Source organism: Pseudomonas khavaziana (assembly GCF_036704165.1).
GTDB lineage: Bacteria > Pseudomonadota > Gammaproteobacteria > Pseudomonadales > Pseudomonadaceae > Aquipseudomonas > Aquipseudomonas khavaziana.
On record NZ_CP129946.1, the window covers coordinates 3,452,656 to 3,469,287 of the forward strand.

General features: G+C 60.1%; 21 protein-coding genes. 16 read left to right on the plus strand and 5 right to left on the minus strand.

Annotated elements, in window-relative coordinates; all coding sequences use genetic code 11:
* Window positions 1-139 precede the first annotated feature (139 nt).
* Window positions 140-490: a hypothetical protein gene (locus QYQ93_RS15135; protein ID WP_043051523.1), complete on the minus strand. Its 351-nt coding sequence runs from the start codon at window positions 488-490 to the stop codon at window positions 140-142.
* A gap of 212 nt (window positions 491-702) precedes the next feature.
* On the opposite strand from QYQ93_RS15135, the gene QYQ93_RS15140 reads away from it, so the two are divergent.
* The 11 genes from QYQ93_RS15140 to QYQ93_RS15190 all read left to right on the plus strand — a co-directional run bounded on the left by QYQ93_RS15140 (window position 703) and on the right by QYQ93_RS15190 (window position 10,606).
* Window positions 703-1,005 (plus strand): DUF1883 domain-containing protein, encoded by a 303-nt coding sequence (locus QYQ93_RS15140; protein WP_003173824.1) that lies wholly within the window; start codon window positions 703-705, stop codon window positions 1,003-1,005.
* A 26-nt stretch (window positions 1,006-1,031) separates the two neighbouring features.
* Window positions 1,032-1,199 carry a hypothetical protein gene (locus QYQ93_RS15145; protein ID WP_164486648.1) on the plus strand — a complete coding sequence of 56 codons (168 nt, stop codon included), beginning with the start codon at window positions 1,032-1,034 and terminating at the stop codon, window positions 1,197-1,199.
* A gap of 3 nt (window positions 1,200-1,202) precedes the next feature.
* Entirely contained in the window at window positions 1,203-1,868 is a 666-nt protein-coding gene (alkB, locus tag QYQ93_RS15150) for a DNA oxidative demethylase AlkB (RefSeq protein WP_043051524.1), read from the plus strand.
* 75 nt (window positions 1,869-1,943) lie between these two features.
* Window positions 1,944-2,990, plus strand: coding sequence for a bifunctional DNA-binding transcriptional regulator/O6-methylguanine-DNA methyltransferase Ada (ada, locus tag QYQ93_RS15155; protein ID WP_338474929.1), 1,047 nt, complete (start codon window positions 1,944-1,946; stop codon window positions 2,988-2,990).
* A gap of 112 nt (window positions 2,991-3,102) precedes the next feature.
* On the plus strand, window positions 3,103-4,167 hold the full coding sequence (locus QYQ93_RS15160) for a nitronate monooxygenase (protein ID WP_338474930.1): 1,065 nt from the start codon (window positions 3,103-3,105) through the stop codon (window positions 4,165-4,167).
* A 263-nt stretch (window positions 4,168-4,430) separates the two neighbouring features.
* Window positions 4,431-5,183 carry a molybdate ABC transporter substrate-binding protein gene (modA, locus tag QYQ93_RS15165; RefSeq protein WP_043051679.1) on the plus strand — a complete coding sequence of 251 codons (753 nt, stop codon included), beginning with the start codon at window positions 4,431-4,433 and terminating at the stop codon, window positions 5,181-5,183.
* Window positions 5,184-5,864 (plus strand): molybdate ABC transporter permease subunit, encoded by a 681-nt coding sequence (gene modB / locus QYQ93_RS15170; RefSeq protein WP_043051680.1) that lies wholly within the window; start codon window positions 5,184-5,186, stop codon window positions 5,862-5,864.
* Between the two features lie 5 nt (window positions 5,865-5,869).
* Window positions 5,870-6,949 (plus strand): molybdenum ABC transporter ATP-binding protein, encoded by a 1,080-nt coding sequence (gene modC / locus QYQ93_RS15175; RefSeq protein ID WP_338474931.1) that lies wholly within the window; start codon window positions 5,870-5,872, stop codon window positions 6,947-6,949.
* Window positions 6,950-7,023: 74 nt separating this feature from the next.
* Window positions 7,024-8,073, plus strand: a complete 1,050-nt coding sequence (locus tag QYQ93_RS15180) for a DNA topoisomerase IB (protein WP_043051682.1) — start codon at window positions 7,024-7,026, stop codon at window positions 8,071-8,073.
* Window positions 8,074-8,197: 124 nt separating this feature from the next.
* The gene (locus QYQ93_RS15185) at window positions 8,198-9,832 is read left to right on the plus strand and encodes an ATP-binding cassette domain-containing protein (protein WP_338474932.1); all 1,635 of its coding nucleotides are present in this window, start codon (window positions 8,198-8,200) and stop codon (window positions 9,830-9,832) included.
* Window positions 9,833-9,901: 69 nt separating this feature from the next.
* Window positions 9,902-10,606 carry a YoaK family protein gene (locus tag QYQ93_RS15190; RefSeq protein ID WP_043051684.1) on the plus strand — a complete coding sequence of 235 codons (705 nt, stop codon included), beginning with the start codon at window positions 9,902-9,904 and terminating at the stop codon, window positions 10,604-10,606.
* Between the two features lie 148 nt (window positions 10,607-10,754).
* Here the strand turns inward: QYQ93_RS15190 and QYQ93_RS15195 are convergent, their stop codons facing one another.
* From QYQ93_RS15195 to QYQ93_RS15210, 4 genes are all read right to left on the minus strand, one after another.
* Entirely contained in the window at window positions 10,755-11,108 is a 354-nt protein-coding gene (locus QYQ93_RS15195) for a hypothetical protein (RefSeq protein ID WP_043051685.1), read from the minus strand.
* Window positions 11,109-11,280: 172 nt separating this feature from the next.
* Window positions 11,281-11,592 carry an AzlD domain-containing protein gene (locus QYQ93_RS15200; RefSeq protein ID WP_338477261.1) on the minus strand — a complete coding sequence of 104 codons (312 nt, stop codon included), beginning with the start codon at window positions 11,590-11,592 and terminating at the stop codon, window positions 11,281-11,283.
* Entirely contained in the window at window positions 11,592-12,284 is a 693-nt protein-coding gene (locus QYQ93_RS15205; protein WP_338474933.1) for an AzlC family ABC transporter permease, read from the minus strand. Before QYQ93_RS15205 ends, QYQ93_RS15200 begins: the two co-directional genes overlap by 1 nt.
* A gap of 71 nt (window positions 12,285-12,355) precedes the next feature.
* Window positions 12,356-12,571 carry a hypothetical protein gene (locus QYQ93_RS15210; protein ID WP_017846326.1) on the minus strand — a complete coding sequence of 72 codons (216 nt, stop codon included), beginning with the start codon at window positions 12,569-12,571 and terminating at the stop codon, window positions 12,356-12,358.
* A gap of 175 nt (window positions 12,572-12,746) precedes the next feature.
* Here QYQ93_RS15210 and QYQ93_RS15215 point away from each other — a divergent pair, with 175 nt between their 5' ends.
* The 5 genes from QYQ93_RS15215 (at window position 12,747) to QYQ93_RS15235 (ending at window position 16,449) form a co-directional block, all read left to right on the plus strand.
* Window positions 12,747-13,103, plus strand: coding sequence for a metalloregulator ArsR/SmtB family transcription factor (locus tag QYQ93_RS15215; protein WP_217883560.1), 357 nt, complete (start codon window positions 12,747-12,749; stop codon window positions 13,101-13,103).
* A 19-nt stretch (window positions 13,104-13,122) separates the two neighbouring features.
* The gene (locus tag QYQ93_RS15220) at window positions 13,123-14,406 is read left to right on the plus strand and encodes an arsenic transporter (protein ID WP_338474934.1); all 1,284 of its coding nucleotides are present in this window, start codon (window positions 13,123-13,125) and stop codon (window positions 14,404-14,406) included.
* Between the two features lie 11 nt (window positions 14,407-14,417).
* Window positions 14,418-14,909, plus strand: a complete 492-nt coding sequence (locus QYQ93_RS15225; RefSeq protein WP_338474935.1) for an arsenate reductase ArsC — start codon at window positions 14,418-14,420, stop codon at window positions 14,907-14,909.
* Window positions 14,910-15,225: 316 nt separating this feature from the next.
* A complete protein-coding gene (locus tag QYQ93_RS15230) occupies window positions 15,226-15,837 on the plus strand; it encodes a LysE family transporter (RefSeq protein WP_338474936.1) in 612 nt (203 codons plus the stop codon).
* A gap of 318 nt (window positions 15,838-16,155) precedes the next feature.
* Window positions 16,156-16,449, plus strand: a complete 294-nt coding sequence (locus QYQ93_RS15235) for a hypothetical protein (protein ID WP_043047649.1) — start codon at window positions 16,156-16,158, stop codon at window positions 16,447-16,449.
* Window positions 16,450-16,632: the final 183 nt, after the last annotated feature.

A 16,632-nucleotide genomic window follows, 5' to 3' on the forward strand; every position in this document is an offset into this window, starting at 1 on the left:
GCCGCTCAAACCCAAGGTCTGAGCGGCATCTTTATAGTCAATGCCAGACAGTTTAACGGATGCCCTGCCCCAAATGCATGTCGCCACTGACGGGTGATGGCTTTTTTATCGGCTCCGGTGCGCAGGATAGGCCTGGGGCTCAGCCAGAAATGCAGTCTTCCCCGGCTTTCTTCACGTCGCCGGGACGAATCGGCACATTGGACATGCTCTCATAGAGCTTGATGCTGCTCCCACTGGAGCGGTCTTCGATTACGAAGATCGCCGAAGGATCCGCCGAGAATTTCTGCGGCACAATCACCTGAATACCGTCTTTATGGGGCTCGATCTGCGGTGGCCGGCGGGTCGCTTCCAATTTACGCACCACACACGCGGCGTATTCCTGCGGCTTCTTGCCTGAGATGACCACCAATGTGGGCGGGGTCTGCTTGATATCTGCAACCGAAGCACACCCACTGATTGCCAAGGCCAGCACCAACACACTCCACTTCATACAAAAACCTCCGATAAAGACCCTACGACAGCGGGGATGGTAATTTTCTCCCACCAACGTAGGATTTATCTCTAATTACAGGGTAAATAACTGTTTTAAATTGTCGAAGTCGTCGACGACGGCCCGATAATAAACGCGCTGGGGCTGATAAACTCCATCTTAACCTACGTATCGTTCTGATTTTTCAGAAAAAGCCCTTCTGGAGACACCCCATGAAATTCATCCACCAGCGTGAGCACCTCAACGAGGGAGACATTGTCGTCATCGAATGCTCGCAGACCTGCAACATTCGCCTGATGAGCGACGCGAACTTCCGCAGCTTCAAAAATGGCGGCCGCCATACCTACCACGGCGGCGCATTCGATAAGTTCCCAGCCAAGATCACCGCGCCCAGCACTGGGTTCTGGAACATCACCCTCGATGTGGTGACCCGTCGTGCCATCAGCGTGACCCGCAAGCCGGCGCTGTCCCACAAGATTCGCATCGTTCGTCGCACCAGCACCAAGTTGAGCTGATTTGAACACCTGAAAGGAAGAAAGCTGTGACCCCTACAACCAAATACGTCATCAAGTACAAACTCAACGGCGAGCGCCGCTTTGAATTTGCCCAATTGCAAACCGACAGCGTCGAAGAAGCCAAGCAAGCCCTGGCGAAAATTCATGATGCCAGTGACGAAATCACCGATATCAATGTGAGCAAGGCGCTGTAAGACATGTCGGGGCCGACTGCCGATTTATTCGCCGATAGTGCCCTGCAACAACCCGCGGGGCGCGAGCAGATTGGCGAAGAGTCCTACGTACTCCGGGGCTACGCCCTGCCCTGGATTGATCGTTTGCTGCCCGAACTGCGGCGTATCCTGGCCCAGTCACCTTTTCGGCAGATGGTCACCCCCGGTGGTTTCACCATGTCGGCGGCGCTGAGCAGTTGCGGCGAGCTGGGCTGGACCACCGACACCCGCGGCTATCGCTACAGCCCTCTTGACCCACGCAGCCAGCAACCCTGGCCGGCCATGCCCGACGCCTTGCGCCAACTGGCAATGGCGGCGGCAGTCGAGGCCGGTTTCAGCGGCTTTTTACCTGACGCCTGCCTGATCAATCGCTACGTGCCTGGAGCAAAGATGTCACTGCACCAGGACAAGAACGAGCGTTGCTACAGCGCACCCGTGGTCTCGGTGTCCCTGGGTCTGCCGGCTATTTTCCTGTTTGGTGGCCATCAGCGCAGTGACAAACCGCAGAAGGTCTCGCTGTTCCATGGCGATGTGGTGGTCTGGGGCGGTGTTGATCGCCTGCGCTTTCATGGGGTGATGCCAATCAAGGAAGGCGAGCATCCCGTCATGGGCCCGCAACGCATCAACCTGACCTTTCGCACTGCCGGCTGATTTGACCGCAAGCTTCGGAGTGTCATGGGCAACTGGCACGGTTAATCTGCTCGTGAACCGTCAAGAGTGCAGGCCATGAACAACGAACACGATCCGCGCTGGGCCGCCATCATTGCCCGCGATGCCAAGGCAGACGCCCTGTTTGTCTACGGCGTGAAAACCACCGGCGTATATTGCCGGCCCAGCAGCGCTTCGCGTTTACCGCGCCCGGAAAATATCGAATTTTTCGACACCCCGGCGCAGGCCGAAGCCGCGGGTTATCGTCCGAGCAAACGCGCCGCTGGCGATCGAACTCAACTGGCCGCCCATCATGCGCAGTTAGTCGCCCAGGCGTGCCGGCATATCGAACAGGCTGAAACGCCGCCGAGCCTGGGCGCGCTCGCCCGTCAGGCGGGGTTGAGCCCGTTCCACTTCCATCGTGTATTTAAAGCCGGCACCGGCCTGACGCCCAAGGGCTATGCCAGTGCCCTGCGTTCGCGCAAGGTTCGCGACGGCCTCAAGGGCCAGCACTCGGTGACCGACACGCTGTATGACGCGGGTTTCAACTCCAACAGCCGTTTCTATGAAGCCGCCGATCAATTGCTCGGCATGAAGCCTCGCGACTACAAAGGTGGCGGCGCCAATAACACTATTCACTTTGCCGTGGGCCAGTGCTCGCTGGGGGCGATTCTGGTGGCACAGAGCCAACGTGGCGTGTGCGCGATTTTGCTCGGTGAGGATCCGGACACGTTGGTGCGCGACCTGCAAGACCAGTTTCCCAAGGCCGAACTGGTCGGCGCTGATCGGGGCTTCGAACAGCTGATCGCCCAAGTCGTGGGGTTTGTCGAAGCCCCTGCCCTGGGCCTTGATCTGCCCCTGGACCTGCGCGGCACGGCCTTTCAGGAGCGCGTATGGCAGGCTTTGCGCGAGATTCCGGTGGGCAGCACCGCCAGCTATGGGCAGATAGCCGAGCGTATCGGCGCCCCCAAATCCTTTCGCGCCGTGGCCCAGGCCTGTGGTGCCAACCACCTGGCGGTGGCGATTCCTTGTCATCGCGTGGTGCGCAGCGATGGCGAATTGTCGGGCTACCGCTGGGGCGTGGAGCGCAAGCGCCAATTGCTGGAACGCGAGACGCTGCGCTGATATGCAGTTTCCACAAAACACTGCATTCGTCCAGTGAATAAAACAGACTGGCCGGCGACCAGGTGCCCTGTTAAAACAGCGAAACGCCTTATTAACGCTGGAGACGCATCCCATGAGCACCTGGCCAGACACCCGTATTCTCGAGCTGCTCGGCATTGATGTGCCGATTATCCAGGCGCCGATGGCTGGGGCAACGACCACTGCAATGGTAATTGCCGCCCAGCAAGCCGGCGCGCTGGGCTCCATGCCTGCCGCCGCGCTGGGTATCGAGCAACTGCGCGAGGCCCTGACCGTCATCCGCCAAGCCAGTGCACGCCCGCTGAACCTGAATTTCTTCTGCCATCAGCCCCCCCAAGCCGATGAGGGCCGTGACCGCCGCTGGAAGGATTTGCTTGAGCCCTACTATCTTGAATTGGGCGCCGACTTTGACGCGCCGACGCCCGTGTCCAATCGTGCACCATTCAACGAGGCTGCTTGCCAAGTGGTTGAGGAGTTCCGCCCTGAGGTGGTGAGTTTTCACTTCGGCCTGCCGGAAAAAACCTTGCTGGACCGGGTAAAAGCCAGCGGTGCCAAGGTGCTCTGCTCCGCGACCACCGTCGAAGAAGCCATCTGGCTGGAGGAGCACGGCTGCGACGCGATTATCGCCATGGGTGTTGAAGCCGGTGGGCACCGTGGCCTGTTTCTCAGTGACGACCTCAACAGCCAGATCGGCTTGATGGCCCTGGTGCCGCAGATTGTCGACGCGGTCAGCGTGCCGGTGATTGCCGCAGGCGGCATCGGTGATGCGCGGGGTATTGTCGCCGCCATGGCCTTGGGCGCTTCTGCGGTGCAGATCGGCACCGCGTATTTGTTCACACCCGAAGCCAGCATCAGCGCCTCCCATCACCACGCGCTGCGCCATGCCCAGGCCAGCGAAACCGCACTGACCAACCTGTTCACCGGCCGCCCGGCGCGGGGCATCGTCAACCGCGTGATGCGTGAACTTGGCGCTATCAACCCGGTCGCGCCGGCGTTCCCAAAAGCCGGTGGTGCACTGATGCCGCTCAAGGCCAAGGATGAAGCGGGTTTCAGCAACCTATGGGCGGGCCAGGCCCTGAGGCTTGGCAAAGACCGGTCCACCTATGACCTGACTTGCGAACTGGCCGAGCAGGCACTGACCAGGCTCATGCGTAACTGACCTCGCGCAGAGCGTACATTGCCCTCTGTAGGAGCGAGCTTGCTCGCGAAAAACGTCAACGATAACGCGTGCTTCCTGAATGAACGCGGCGCCTGTGAGTTTTTCGCGAGCAAGCTCGCTCCTACAAGAGCGTTAACTGACTGGCATCGCACCGCCCCTGGGCAACATTGCGCTGTACCGACAATGGCCACTCGCTATATATTCACCTACATAGCGATTAACCTTTCAACTTGCCTACAGCGTACATCCCAAGGAGTTGCTCCATGATCACCCGCATCTCACGCCTGGCCCCCCTGCTTGCCGTATTTGCCTTGGGTTCGGCCCACGCTGATGAAGTGCAGGTGGCGGTGGCTGCCAACTTCACCGCGCCGATCCAGGCCATTGCCGCTGACTTCGAAAAAGACACCGGCCACAAACTGGTCGCCGCCTATGGCGCCACCGGGCAGTTCTACACCCAGATCAAGAACGGCGCGCCGTTTGAAGTGTTCCTCAGCGCCGATGACACCACCCCGCAAAAGCTCGAAGCCGAAGGCGATACCGTCAAGGGCTCGCGCTTCACGTACGCCGTCGGTACCCTGGCGCTGTGGTCGGCAAAGGAAGGCTACGTGGATACCAAGGGTGACGTACTGAAAAAAAACCAATTCCAGCACCTGTCCATCGCCAACCCCAAAGCCGCGCCCTACGGCCTGGCCGCCACCCAAGTGCTGGCCAGGCAAGGCTTGACCGAACAGGTCAAGGACAAGCTCGTCGAGGGCCAGAACATTACCCAGGCCTATCAGTTCGTATCCACCGGCAATGCCGAGCTGGGTTTTGTCGCCTTGTCGCAGATCTACAAAGACGGCAAAGTCACCAAAGGTTCGGCATGGATTGTTCCGGCATCCATGCATGATCCTATCAAACAGGACGCCGTGATCCTCAACAAGGGCAAGGACAGCGCCGCCGCCAAGGCCCTGGTTGACTACCTGAAAGGGCCGAAAGCAGCGGCTGTAATCAAATCCTACGGTTACGAGCTGTAAATGCCCCTGTCGAGTGCTGATTTTTCCGCGATCTGGTTGACCATCAAGCTGGCGTCACTGACTACTGTGATCCTGTTGATCATCGGCACTCCGATTGCCCTGTGGCTGTCGCGCACCACCTCGTGGTGGCGCGGCCCCATCGGTGCAGTGGTCGCATTACCGTTGGTGCTACCGCCAACGGTCATCGGTTTCTACTTGCTGTTGACCATGGGCCCCAACGGTTACTTCGGCCAGTTCACCCAGTGGCTGGGCCTGGGCACCCTCACCTTCAGCTTCGCCGGGCTGGTGATCGGCTCGGTGATCTATTCCATGCCCTTCGTGGTGCAGCCGTTGCAGAACGCCTTCTCCGCCATCGGCACCCGCCCGTTGGAAGTGGCCGCGACCTTGCGTGCTAATCCGTGGGACACGTTTGTCACAGTGATCCTGCCCCTGGCGCGCCCGGGGTTTATCACCGCATCGATCCTCGGCTTTGCCCATACCGTTGGCGAGTTCGGCGTGGTGCTGATGATCGGCGGCAATATCCCGGACAAGACCCGGGTGGTCTCGGTGCAGATCTACGACCACGTTGAAGCCATGGAGTATGCCCAGGCTCATTGGCTGGCCGGTGCCATGGTGGTGTTCGCGTTCCTCGTGTTGCTGGCGCTGTACTCCAGCCGCAAAACCAAGATGGGCTGGAGCTGAACGCGATGATTGATATACGCCTGCACTTGAAATACTCCACCTTTGCCCTGGATGTGAACCTGCAATTGCCCGGCCGCGGCGTGACCGCGCTATACGGGCATTCCGGTTCCGGCAAGACCACCTGCCTGCGTTGCATCGCCGGTTTGGAGCGCGCCGAAGAGGCCTTTGTGCAGATCAACGATGAGGTCTGGCAAGACAGCCACAAAGGGCTGTTTGTGCCCGCGCACAAACGCGCCTTGGGTTATGTGTTCCAGGAAGCCAGCTTGTTTCCCCACCTATCGGTACGGGCCAATCTGGCGTTCGGCCTCAAGCGCATTCCACGCCAGCAACGGCGCGTGGACATGGCCCAGGCCACCGAGCTGCTGGGCATCGGCCACCTGCTTGAGCGTCAGCCGCAACACCTGTCCGGCGGCGAGCGCCAACGCATCGGCATCGCCCGCGCCTTGCTGACCAGCCCCAGGTTGCTGTTGATGGATGAGCCCCTGGCGGCCCTGGACAGCAAACGCAAAAGCGAGATCCTGCCTTACCTGGAACGCCTGCACGACGAGCTGGATATACCGGTGCTGTACGTCAGCCACGCCCAGGATGAGGTCGCGCGGCTGGCCGACCATATCGTCTTGCTCAGCGAAGGCAAAGCCTTGGCCAGCGGGCCCATCGGCGAAACCCTGGCACGGCTCGACCTGCCCCTGGCCCTGGGCGACGATGCCGGCGTGGTGATTGCTGGCCAGGTGATTGCCTACGACGCCCACTATCAGTTACTCACCCTGCAACTCCCCAACTGCCCGCTGCAGATCCGCGTGGCCCATGCACCACTGGCGGTGGGCCAACAGCTGCGGGTCAAGGTGCAGGCACGGGATGTGAGCTTGAGCCTGCAGGCAGAGGAACACAGCAGCATCCTCAATCGGCTCCCCGTCACCGTCACCCAGGACATTGGTGCGGATAACAGCGCCCATGTGCTGGTGCGCCTGGATGCAGGCGGCACGCCGTTGCTGGCACGCATTACGCGCTTCTCCCGCGATCAGTTGCATCTGCATCCAGGCCAAGCGTTGTGGGCGCAAATCAAGGCGGTAGCAGTGCTGGCGTAACCAATTGGCACGACCGAAAGACGCTGCGGTCAATCAGACATACCGGCCTGATTTGTTGTCAAGGAACCCGCACCATGCCCGATTCTTCGTTGCCCGCCGACCTGCCCCGCGACCTGCATTACGTTGACGACACCCAACCTGGCATTCGCCGCAAGAAGGTGCGGGGTAAGTTCCAGTACCTGGACGCCAAAGGCGAGCGCATCACCGATGCCGATGAAATCAAACGCCTGAACGCCCTGGCCGTGCCGCCCGCCTACACCGATGTATGGATATGCGCCGACCCTCGCGGCCACCTGCAGGCCACCGGCCGCGATGCCCGTGGCCGCAAGCAATACCGCTACCACCCACGCTGGCGTGAAGTGCGTGACAGCGACAAGTACTCGCGGTTGCAGGCCTTCGGCAACACCTTGCCGAAATTGCGCAAACAGCTGGAAGCACAGATCGCCGAGCCGGGGTTTACCCGCGAAAAGGTCCTGGCAACGGTGGTGATGTTGCTCGATGCCACGCTGATTCGTGTCGGCAATACCCAGTACGCTCGCGAGAATAAATCCTACGGCCTGACCACCCTGCGCAACCGCCATGTGGATATCAAGGGCAGCGAGATCCAGTTTCAGTTTCGTGGCAAGAGCGGTGTCGAGCACCAGGTCAGCGTCAAGGACCGGCGCCTGGCCAGTGTGGTCAGGCGCTGTATGGAGTTGCCCGGGCAGAACCTGTTCCAGTACCTGGACGAAGACGGTGAACGCCATACCGTCAGTTCCCACGACGTCAACGCCTACCTGCATGAACTGACCGGCGAAGACTTTACCGCCAAGGACTATCGCACCTGGGCCGGCACGGCCATGGCGTTGGCGGTGTTGCGCGAGTTGGCGTGGCAGCCGGAGTCCGACGCCAAGCGGCATGTGGTGGCAATGGTCAAGGACGTTGCCAGGCAGTTGGGCAACACGCCTGCGGTGTGTCGCAAATGTTACATCCACCCTGCGGTGCTTGAGCATTTCAGCCTTGGTGAATTGTCCAAGCTGCCTAAGCCTCGGGTGCGCAAAGGTCTGAAAGCCGAAGAAGTGGCCCTGGCGATGTTCCTTGAGAAACTCGCCGAAGACTTGCCGCACAAAGCCAAGGTGGGTTAGCCTCTGCGTCCCTTCTGATTAACGGGATGACCGCCGACGTGAACAACTAAGCCTTCCAAAATGTATCTGCGACGAGCCGCCTGGCGCGCTTGTTGGCCTGTTCGACATTTTTTTGGAGGTGCTGATGACTGACGTCAACCGGCTGCCCGTGCTTGTTTCCCTGCAACATGTGTCTTTCCAGTTCGCCAATGGCGAAACCTTGCTGGAGGACCTGAACCTATCTATTGATAACACGCCCACCGGTATCGTCGGGCGCAATGGGCGCGGCAAAAGTATCCTGGCGAAGTTGCTGGCCGGGGTATTGTTGCCTTCCTCCGGCAGCTTGAAAAAGCCGTCCAGCGTCGTCTATGTGCCCCAGGCGCTGACGGTTCAAGCAGGCGCAACGGTCGCCCATATCACCGCCACGGCCCCTGCCTTGGCTGCCCTTGAGCGTATGGCCCGAGGTGAGGCCCGTGTCGGTGATCTGGAGTTGATCGACGATCGCTGGGATCTGGCCGAGCGCCTGCGCCTGGCACTGGACGCGGCGGGTTTGCCAACCCTCAGCGCCGGCACCCGGGCTGATCAACTCAGCGGCGGCCAATTGGCTCGGGTCGCTCTGATCGGTGCGCTGCTGGCGGCGCCGCAGTTGCTGATTGTGGACGAACCGAGCAACCACCTCGACAGTGCCGGGCGCGCTTGGCTGTTAAGGGTGCTGGGCGATTGGCGTGGCGGCCTGGTGGTGGTCAGCCATGATCGACAGCTACTCAACGCCATGGGGCGCATCATCGAATTGTCCCCCCTTGGTGTCCAGGTTTACGGCGGCAACTACGATGCCTATCACCAGCAACGGGAGACGCAGCAGCAGGCCGCCATCGCGGCGTGGGAACATGCGCGCCAGACTCGTAGCCGAGAGCGTCGGCGCCTGCAAAAAGACCATGACAGCCTGCAGCGCAACGCCGCACGCTCGCGTAAAAACGCCGAGACCGCCAACGTCGACCGCTTCACCAAGGCACGCTGGAAAGGCGCCGCCACGGAAATTGTCAGCACTGTGCGCAGCGCTCATCACGCGCACAAAAACCAGCTGGATGACCAGGTGCGTCAAGCCTACGAGCACGTGGTGGATGAGACGCCCACCCTGCTCGCCTTGCCAGGCTCGACGGTGCCCAACGGCCGGCAAGTGCTGACGCTGGAAGGTGCGCAGTTGCCCTGGCTCGATGCGCTGGCGCCCTCCAGCTATTTGACCATTAACCTGGCAGGGCCCGTGCGCGTTGCCGTGCGCGGGCCTAACGGTTGCGGTAAATCCACCCTGCTCAAATTACTCGCCGGCCAATGGCAGGTCGTGAGTGGCGAGTGCCAGGTGGCGGTGTCCAGCGCTTATCTCGATCAGCACCTGGCGCTGCTGGATGACCGGCGTTGCATCATCGAACAACTCAACCTGCTCGACACCCCGCTGGCTGAAGCTGAGCTGCGTACGCGCCTGGCACTGTTGCAACTGGATGCGTTGCGGGTCACCCAACCGGTGGCGCAACTCAGCGGCGGAGAACGCTTGAAAGCCGCGATGGCGATTGCCTTGTGGCGTGCTACCCCCGCACAACTGCTGCTATTGGATGAACCCACCAATCACCTGGACCTGGAATCGGTGCTCGCCTTTGAACAGGCCTTGAAAGGCTTCGGCGGCGCGATGCTGGCGGTGTCCCATGACGAGGCCTTTCTAGAGGCGATTGAGCCGACTCATCATTTGACGTGGCACAGCGCCGGTTGGCAACTGGAGCATGCCTGAGATTATTGCACCCGCACGCAAAGCGTCCTACGGTAGTGGCCGGATAATCTCACCGAGGAAACCGGCCCCATGCTGCCTTCGTCCCGCAAGCCTTACACCAACGTTACGCTAGCCCATCGACAGCGCTGGCGTGGGCGGGTGGGCATGACGCTGGTGGCGTGCCTGTCGGTGCTGGCCGGCATGACCGACGCCATTGGCTTTATGGCCAGTGGCGATTTCGTCTCGTTCATGAGCGGCAACACTACCCGGCTGGCGGTGGCCATCAGCGCCGGCGACCTTGGGCTCACCGGACGCCTGGTGCTGTTGATCGCGACCTTTGTGCTGGGTAATGCCTTGGGCGTAATGGTCAGCCGCTTCAGCAAGCGTCACGCGTTGCCACTCTTGCTGTGCATCGGCGCCTTGCTCTGCGGCGCGGCGCTGTGGCCCTCGACAGAGACCCTGCCGGCTCTGCTGGCAGCGATTATCGCCATGGGCATGCTCAACGCGGCCGTCGAGGAAGTGAATGGTTTGCCGGTGGGGCTCACCTATGTCACCGGCGCGCTTTCACGTTTTGGCCGCGGCCTGGGACGCTGGCTATTGGGCGAACGCCGCAATGGCTGGCGCGTGCAATTGATTCCATGGGCCGGGATGTTTATCGGCGCCGTGATCGGCGCGCTGCTGGAACAGCAGATGGGCCTGCGTGCACTGTGGGTCAGCGGTGCATTGGCAGGGTTATTGGGGCTGGTGACACTGATGATCCCACGGCGCTGGCACCTGGGATTCATGCCGCGTTGAGGCGCGACAAAGAGGTGCTCGCCCGACGTTTAGGCCTCGACATCCGTGTACCGGTAAAGAGCCATCACGTCGAGCGAGCGAGTGAATCATAAGACAATGCCCAGCAGCTGTCCCGCCAGGCGTTTCGCAATATGACTAAGGCAAGGTATTACAGACAAGTGGCGAGCGCAGCCAGGCGACGCTTGGCCGGCATATTGTCTTCAGCGGCATAATACTTGACGGAAGAACCCGCACCGCTGCTTAGTACATCGACAAAGTAGTCGCCACCGGTGGTGTAGACCGTGAAACCACCAGCGTCGGTGGCCTCCTTGAAACCGCCGGCGTCGACGCCAAACACGCTTTCATCCTGCCAGCCGAACTGGATGCATTGGGCAACCACCAGGGTGGCCTTATCCGATGCCAGGGTCTTGTAGGGGTTGGCGGCACGCGCCTCTTTCATCTTCGAGCCCGCGCAGCCGGCCAGTGCTGCCAGTACCAATGCGCCAATTACCAGCTTGTGCATGCCATTGCTTCCTTGGAAAAACCGTGACTCTACCATTGTGTCGGGGCCAGCTGACGGGCCCATGAACTTTGTTTCACTGTGAAGGGCAAACTCGCCACTTATAGTGGCCAAGCTCATTTTCAAGAAGCCTCCCTTGTGCCCGCTCTCCCGCGGGCGTTTTTTTGCCTGGGTATCACAGCCACCAACGGAACAGATAGAACAACGCCATGCTCGACAACACGGTGATCAATACGCTGCGCGTCCAGAACATCAACGCCACGGCGCAGATGCCGGCGAGCAAGTAGGGGTTGGTCGGGCTCAGGTTGAGCTGATGGTCCGCCAGGAAAATAATCGGCCCGCAGATTGCCGTGAGCATGCCCGGCACGGCGAACCCCAGAAACTCACGGGCGCCACGATTGAGCCGCACGGGCAGGCGCGGTTCGAGAAACACATAGCGATTGAAAAACACCACCAGGCCCATGACCACAATCATCAAGTAGATCATCATTGCCCCACTCCCAGGCGCTTGCAGGCAAACCCTGCGCTCATCCCCAATACCCCCGAGACCACCACCGCCGATTCCCAGTGCAGGTAACTCAACCACACCGAACACAGCAGCGAAACCGCCACGCACACCACCGTGGGCACATCGCGCACCACGGGGGTAATCAGGGCGATGAAGGTGGCGGCAATCGAGAACTCCAGCCCCAACTGGTCCAGGCCGGGAATGCTCTTGCCCAGCACAATGCCGGCCAGGGTGAAGAGGTTCCAGATGATATAAAACGTCAGGCCGACCCCCAGGGCGTACCAACGATTGAACGTCTCGCGGTCGTAGTGGTTGACCAGGGCGAAGAATTCATCGGTCAACAAGAACCCCAGGCTCATGCGCCAGCGAGTATTGAGCGCCGACACCGTGGGGCGCATATGCATGCCGTAGAGCAGGTGCTGGGAGGTCAGCAGCAAGGTGGTCAACACGATGGAAATCAGGCTGGCGCCGCTCTTGACCATGCCGATGGCGACCAACTGTGCCGCACCGGCAAACACGATGGCAGACAAGCCCTGGGCTTGCAGCGGGGTAAATTGCGCGTCGATGGCCATTGAGCCGGCGAGCAACCCCCAGGGCGCACAGGCCAGGGACAACGGAATAACGGCGATGGCGCCACGGGTGAAGGCGTAATGAGGTAATACAGTGGGCATGGAAACGGCTCATCGACAGACAGTCGACAAGCATGCCAGCGCCACCATGGACTTGTCTTGAACGATCTTGCTCAGGCGAGCCTCACCGAAACCAGCTCCACCGAATCCCGCGCTTCACGCAATTCGTAGGCATCCTGGTTCAACCGGTGGATGGTGTTGAGCAAGCGTTGGCGCAGGACCTCATCGCCAAGTTTTTCCACGGCGCGCATCAGGTCGAACGCCGCGGTTTCGTTATTTTCCGCGACGGAATCCAGGGTCTTGCGCAGGTTGCGAGTGGCACGGGTCACGCGGGTTCTTCCTTCATCAGCAATGGGCAGGCACTTTAGGACCTTTGTGTTTCATTTTAATTTCAAACAGTTGTGGCTGTTTCCAGGGCATTTGATCCATATCAAATGAAACAAGATTTGACCGAAACATATGGAAATACGTATATTCGAATAACCATATATGCAGGCATTGACCATGTCCGATTTCCTCTCTCCTCCCACCCTGTTCAAATGCCTGGCTGACGCCACTCGCGCACGCATGGCGTTATTGATCCTGCGCGAAGGCGAACTTTGTGTGTGCGAACTGATCCATGCCTTGGACGATAGCCAGCCCAAGATATCCCGTCATCTGGCGCAACTGCGCAGTTGCGGGCTGCTGCTGGACCGCCGTCAAGGGCAATGGATCTACTACCGCATCAATCCGGCACTGCCCGCCTGGGTGACTCAGGTGCTGGACACCACCTTGCAAGCCAACCAGCCATGGTTGCAGAACGATGCACTGCGTCTGGATGCAATGGGCAACAGACCACAACGTGCAAGCACCTGCTGCTAAGCCATCGGAGCCTTTATTCATGCTTGTCGCAATTGCGATTTTCCTCGTCACCATCGTGCTGGTCATCTGGCAGCCCAAAGGCCTCGGCGTGGGTTGGAGTGCCACCCTGGGCGCCATTCTGGCCCTGGCCAGCGGGGTCATCAGTCTGGCGGACATCCCGGTGGTGTGGCACATCATCTGGAACGCCACTGGTACCTTTGTCGCGCTGATCATCATCAGCCTGTTGCTCGACGAGGCCGGTTTCTTTGCCTGGACCGCTCTGCATGTAGCCCGCTGGGGCCGTGGCCGTGGGCGGCGCTTGTTTGCCTATATGGTGCTGCTTGGCGCGCTGGTGTCGGCGTTGTTTGCCAATGACGGCGCGGCGTTGATCCTCACCCCCATCGTGATGTCTATGCTGCTGGCCTTGCGCTTTTCTCCGGCGGCAACCCTGGCATTTGTCATGGGCGCCGGGTTTATCGCCGATACGGCGAGCCTGCCGCTGGTGGTGTCGAACCTGGTCAACATCGTCTCGGCGGACTATTTCAAGATCGGCTTCAACGAATATGCCGCGGTGATGGTGCCGGTGAACCTAGTCAGCGTCGCCGCGACCCTGGCGGTGCTGCTGTGGTTTTTCCGCCGCGATATTCCCCAGGTCTACGACCCGGCCGACCTTGCAGACCCTGCCAGTGCCATCCATGACCGTGCGACCTTTCGCGCCGGCTGGTGGGTACTGGGCATTCTGCTGGTCGGCTGTTTTGCCTTGGAGCCGCTGGGCATTCCCATCAGTGCGATTTCCGCGGTATGCGCGGTACTGCTGCTGGTGATTGCCGCCAAGGGCCACAAGATTTCCACGCGCAAGGTCCTCAAGGAAGCGCCCTGGCAGATCGTGATCTTTTCCCTGGGCATGTACCTGGTGGTATATGGCCTGCGCAATGCCGGCCTGACCGACTACCTGGCGACCTGGCTCGACACCTTCGCCACCTATGGAGTGTGGGGCGCCGCCATGGGCACCGGCGTGCTGACGGCACTGCTTTCATCGGCAATGAACAATTTGCCGACGGTGCTGATCGGCGCTCTGTCCATCGAATCCAGTCATGCTGTAGGCGTGATCAAGGACGCGATGATCTACGCCAACGTGATCGGCAGCGACCTTGGCCCGAAAATCACCCCCATCGGCAGCCTGGCGACCTTGCTGTGGCTGCACATCCTGGCGCGCAAAGGCATCACTATCACCTGGGGCTACTACTTCAAAGTCGGCATCGTGCTGACCTTGCCGGTGCTGTTGATCACCCTCGCCGCCCTCGCCCTGCGCCTGAGCGTCTAAAGGAGACTGCAATGAAAGTGCTGTTCATGTGTACCGCCAACAGTTGCCGCAGCATTTTGTCCGAAGCCATGTTCAACCACATGGCGCCTGAGGGCTTCGAGGCGATCAGCTCCGGCAGTTTTCCCAAGGGCCAGGTTTTGCCCCGCAGCCTGAGCACGCTGCAGGCGGCGGGCATCAGCACCGAAGGTTTGTACAGCAAGGGCAATGACGCTTTTGAAGTTAACCCGCCGGATGTGGTTATCACGGTGTGCGACAACGCGGCCGGGGAAGCTTGCCCCGTGTATTTCGGCTCAGCGGTGAAGGCGCATTGGGGGTTGCAGGACCCTTCCCACGTGCAGGGTAATGAAGCCCAGTTAGACGCTGCATTCAAGGCCACCCTCGACATCATTGCCGCTCGCTGCGAGGCGTTTTTTGCGCTGCCATTTGCCAACCTCAACTCGGATGAATTGAAGGTTGAACTTGAGCGTATAGCTTCAATGTGGGAGGGGACTTGCTCCCGATAGCGGAGGGTCAGCTACAGATGGGCTGACTGACACACTGCTATCGGGGGGCACGCCCTAATGCCAGTCAGTTAAGGCTTTTTTGTAGGAGCGAGCTTGCTCGCGAAAAACTTACAGGCGCCGCGTTCATTCAGCAAACACGCGTTATCGTTGACGTTTTTCGCGAGCAAGCTCGCTCCTACAGAAGGCGATGACCGCTTAACTGACTGGCATTAGGGCACCCCCCCTCCCACATTTGGATCGTGGACCATTCAAATCTGCATGGTTTCTTAACCCTGCGCTGAAGTATGCTTTCGCACTTTCCTGAAAGGACGCGGGCATGCTGACGATCTTTTTCTACGCACTGGTTTTCGGTTTCGTGTTTTGCCTGTCCCCCGGCGCCGTGCTGGCGGAGACCCTGCGCCGCGGCTTGCTCCACGGTTTCACACCGGCGCTGCTGGTGCAGTTCGGCTCGCTGGTGGGCGATGCCGTCTGGGCCGTGATTGGCCTTACCGGTATCGCGCTGCTGATCCAGCATGACTCCGTGCGGGTGCCACTGACGATCGTCTGTGCGCTGTACCTGGCGTGGCTGGGCATCCGCAGCCTGATCGACGCCTGGCACTTGCCCGCAGCCAGCGACGCACCGACCAGTACCCGACAAAATGCGCTGGCCGTGGGGGCGGCGATCTCCCTGGCGAACCCGAAGAATATTGTCTATTGGGGCGCGCTGGGCAGTGCGCTGTCGGGCATCGTCGGCGCCACGCCCAGCCACGGGCAGACCCTGATGTTTTTTGCCGGCTTCATGCTGGCGTCGGTACTCTCGTGTTTCCTGGTTGCCGCACTGGTGAATTTGTTGCGCAAGAACGCATCACCGACTTGGCAGCGTGTCAGTTATGCCGCGTGCGGTTTGATATTGATCTACCTGGCGATACTCGCCGCCCAAGGTATATGAAGTTATATACCCAGCAACTTGAGCACGCCTCTTGTCTGAATGAACTCTGAACGCAGGTTGATTTAATTAATCATGCGTTGACATTCTGACATGGCCTGAGTAGATTGCCCGTGCCCGCAACTGGGGCCTTTTTTAAACCTCACAAAAGAAGCCAATGGACACAGTATCTAGTCGCTGTCCGAGCACCGCATACGCGGGCATCGGGCGCCAAACCCAGAATATGACAGGACTCGCCTTCCAGGTCCGGTAAGCTGCGCTAGAGCTCGATGCTCCACCGTAACTGCCTCACCGGTCGCGTGTCCGGTCCCGAGGTGTGTTATGACCTTCCAACTCATTGCTTTGCCCGATGTACGCACGCTGGACGCCGCCCTGCGCGCCAAGCTGTGCCGGGAGTCCGTGGGCTTTACGCCAACCCGCTCAACCTTTGCTGCACCCTCCCCTCAAGCGCGTCCGGCACTGCCGTTGGCGCACTGGCGTATCTGCCCCGACAGCGGCCAACTGGTGCAGCACTGGGACCACGCCGACCCTCAAGACCCGCAGAGACCCAAGGTTTCCAGCCTGGCGCAAGCCAGCTTGATGCTCGGTGTTTATGTGAGCGCTCGCGCCGCCTGACCTGGCTGAAAACTGCAACTTTCTTATTAATACCCTGGAGTTCTTTATGAACAAGTCCAGTAGTAGCCCGCTGCGCGCATATTAAATAACGCGCTGTTAGCGGGGACTCTAGAAGTTACCTGAACACTTCATTTAAACCGATCGCGAAGTCCGCGGCTCGGCATGCTTTCGCTCGCCTCTATG

What these genes read in the sequence shown, in the direction of transcription:
- modA (WP_043051679.1), top strand. Translation starts at nt 4,431, where the DNA reads ATGATCACCCGCATCTCACGCCTGGCCCCCCTGCTTGCCGTATTTGCC.
- QYQ93_RS15205 (WP_338474933.1), bottom strand. Translation starts at nt 12,284, where the DNA reads ATGCCCACTGTATTACCTCATTACGCCTTCACCCGTGGCGCCATCGCC.
- QYQ93_RS15160 (WP_338474930.1), top strand. Translation starts at nt 3,103, where the DNA reads ATGAGCACCTGGCCAGACACCCGTATTCTCGAGCTGCTCGGCATTGAT.
- modB (WP_043051680.1), top strand. Translation starts at nt 5,184, where the DNA reads ATGCCCCTGTCGAGTGCTGATTTTTCCGCGATCTGGTTGACCATCAAG.
- QYQ93_RS15140 (WP_003173824.1), top strand. Translation starts at nt 703, where the DNA reads ATGAAATTCATCCACCAGCGTGAGCACCTCAACGAGGGAGACATTGTC.
- QYQ93_RS15220 (WP_338474934.1), top strand. Translation starts at nt 13,123, where the DNA reads ATGCTTGTCGCAATTGCGATTTTCCTCGTCACCATCGTGCTGGTCATC.
- QYQ93_RS15200 (WP_338477261.1), bottom strand. Translation starts at nt 11,592, where the DNA reads ATGATCTACTTGATGATTGTGGTCATGGGCCTGGTGGTGTTTTTCAAT.
- QYQ93_RS15230 (WP_338474936.1), top strand. Translation starts at nt 15,226, where the DNA reads ATGCTGACGATCTTTTTCTACGCACTGGTTTTCGGTTTCGTGTTTTGC.
- QYQ93_RS15190 (WP_043051684.1), top strand. Translation starts at nt 9,902, where the DNA reads ATGCTGCCTTCGTCCCGCAAGCCTTACACCAACGTTACGCTAGCCCAT.
- alkB (WP_043051524.1), top strand. Translation starts at nt 1,203, where the DNA reads ATGTCGGGGCCGACTGCCGATTTATTCGCCGATAGTGCCCTGCAACAA.
- ada (WP_338474929.1), top strand. Translation starts at nt 1,944, where the DNA reads ATGAACAACGAACACGATCCGCGCTGGGCCGCCATCATTGCCCGCGAT.
- QYQ93_RS15195 (WP_043051685.1), bottom strand. Translation starts at nt 11,108, where the DNA reads ATGCACAAGCTGGTAATTGGCGCATTGGTACTGGCAGCACTGGCCGGC.
- QYQ93_RS15235 (WP_043047649.1), top strand. Translation starts at nt 16,156, where the DNA reads ATGACCTTCCAACTCATTGCTTTGCCCGATGTACGCACGCTGGACGCC.
- QYQ93_RS15225 (WP_338474935.1), top strand. Translation starts at nt 14,418, where the DNA reads ATGAAAGTGCTGTTCATGTGTACCGCCAACAGTTGCCGCAGCATTTTG.
- QYQ93_RS15215 (WP_217883560.1), top strand. Translation starts at nt 12,747, where the DNA reads ATGTCCGATTTCCTCTCTCCTCCCACCCTGTTCAAATGCCTGGCTGAC.
- modC (WP_338474931.1), top strand. Translation starts at nt 5,870, where the DNA reads ATGATTGATATACGCCTGCACTTGAAATACTCCACCTTTGCCCTGGAT.
- QYQ93_RS15180 (WP_043051682.1), top strand. Translation starts at nt 7,024, where the DNA reads ATGCCCGATTCTTCGTTGCCCGCCGACCTGCCCCGCGACCTGCATTAC.
- QYQ93_RS15135 (WP_043051523.1), bottom strand. Translation starts at nt 490, where the DNA reads ATGAAGTGGAGTGTGTTGGTGCTGGCCTTGGCAATCAGTGGGTGTGCT.
- QYQ93_RS15185 (WP_338474932.1), top strand. Translation starts at nt 8,198, where the DNA reads ATGACTGACGTCAACCGGCTGCCCGTGCTTGTTTCCCTGCAACATGTG.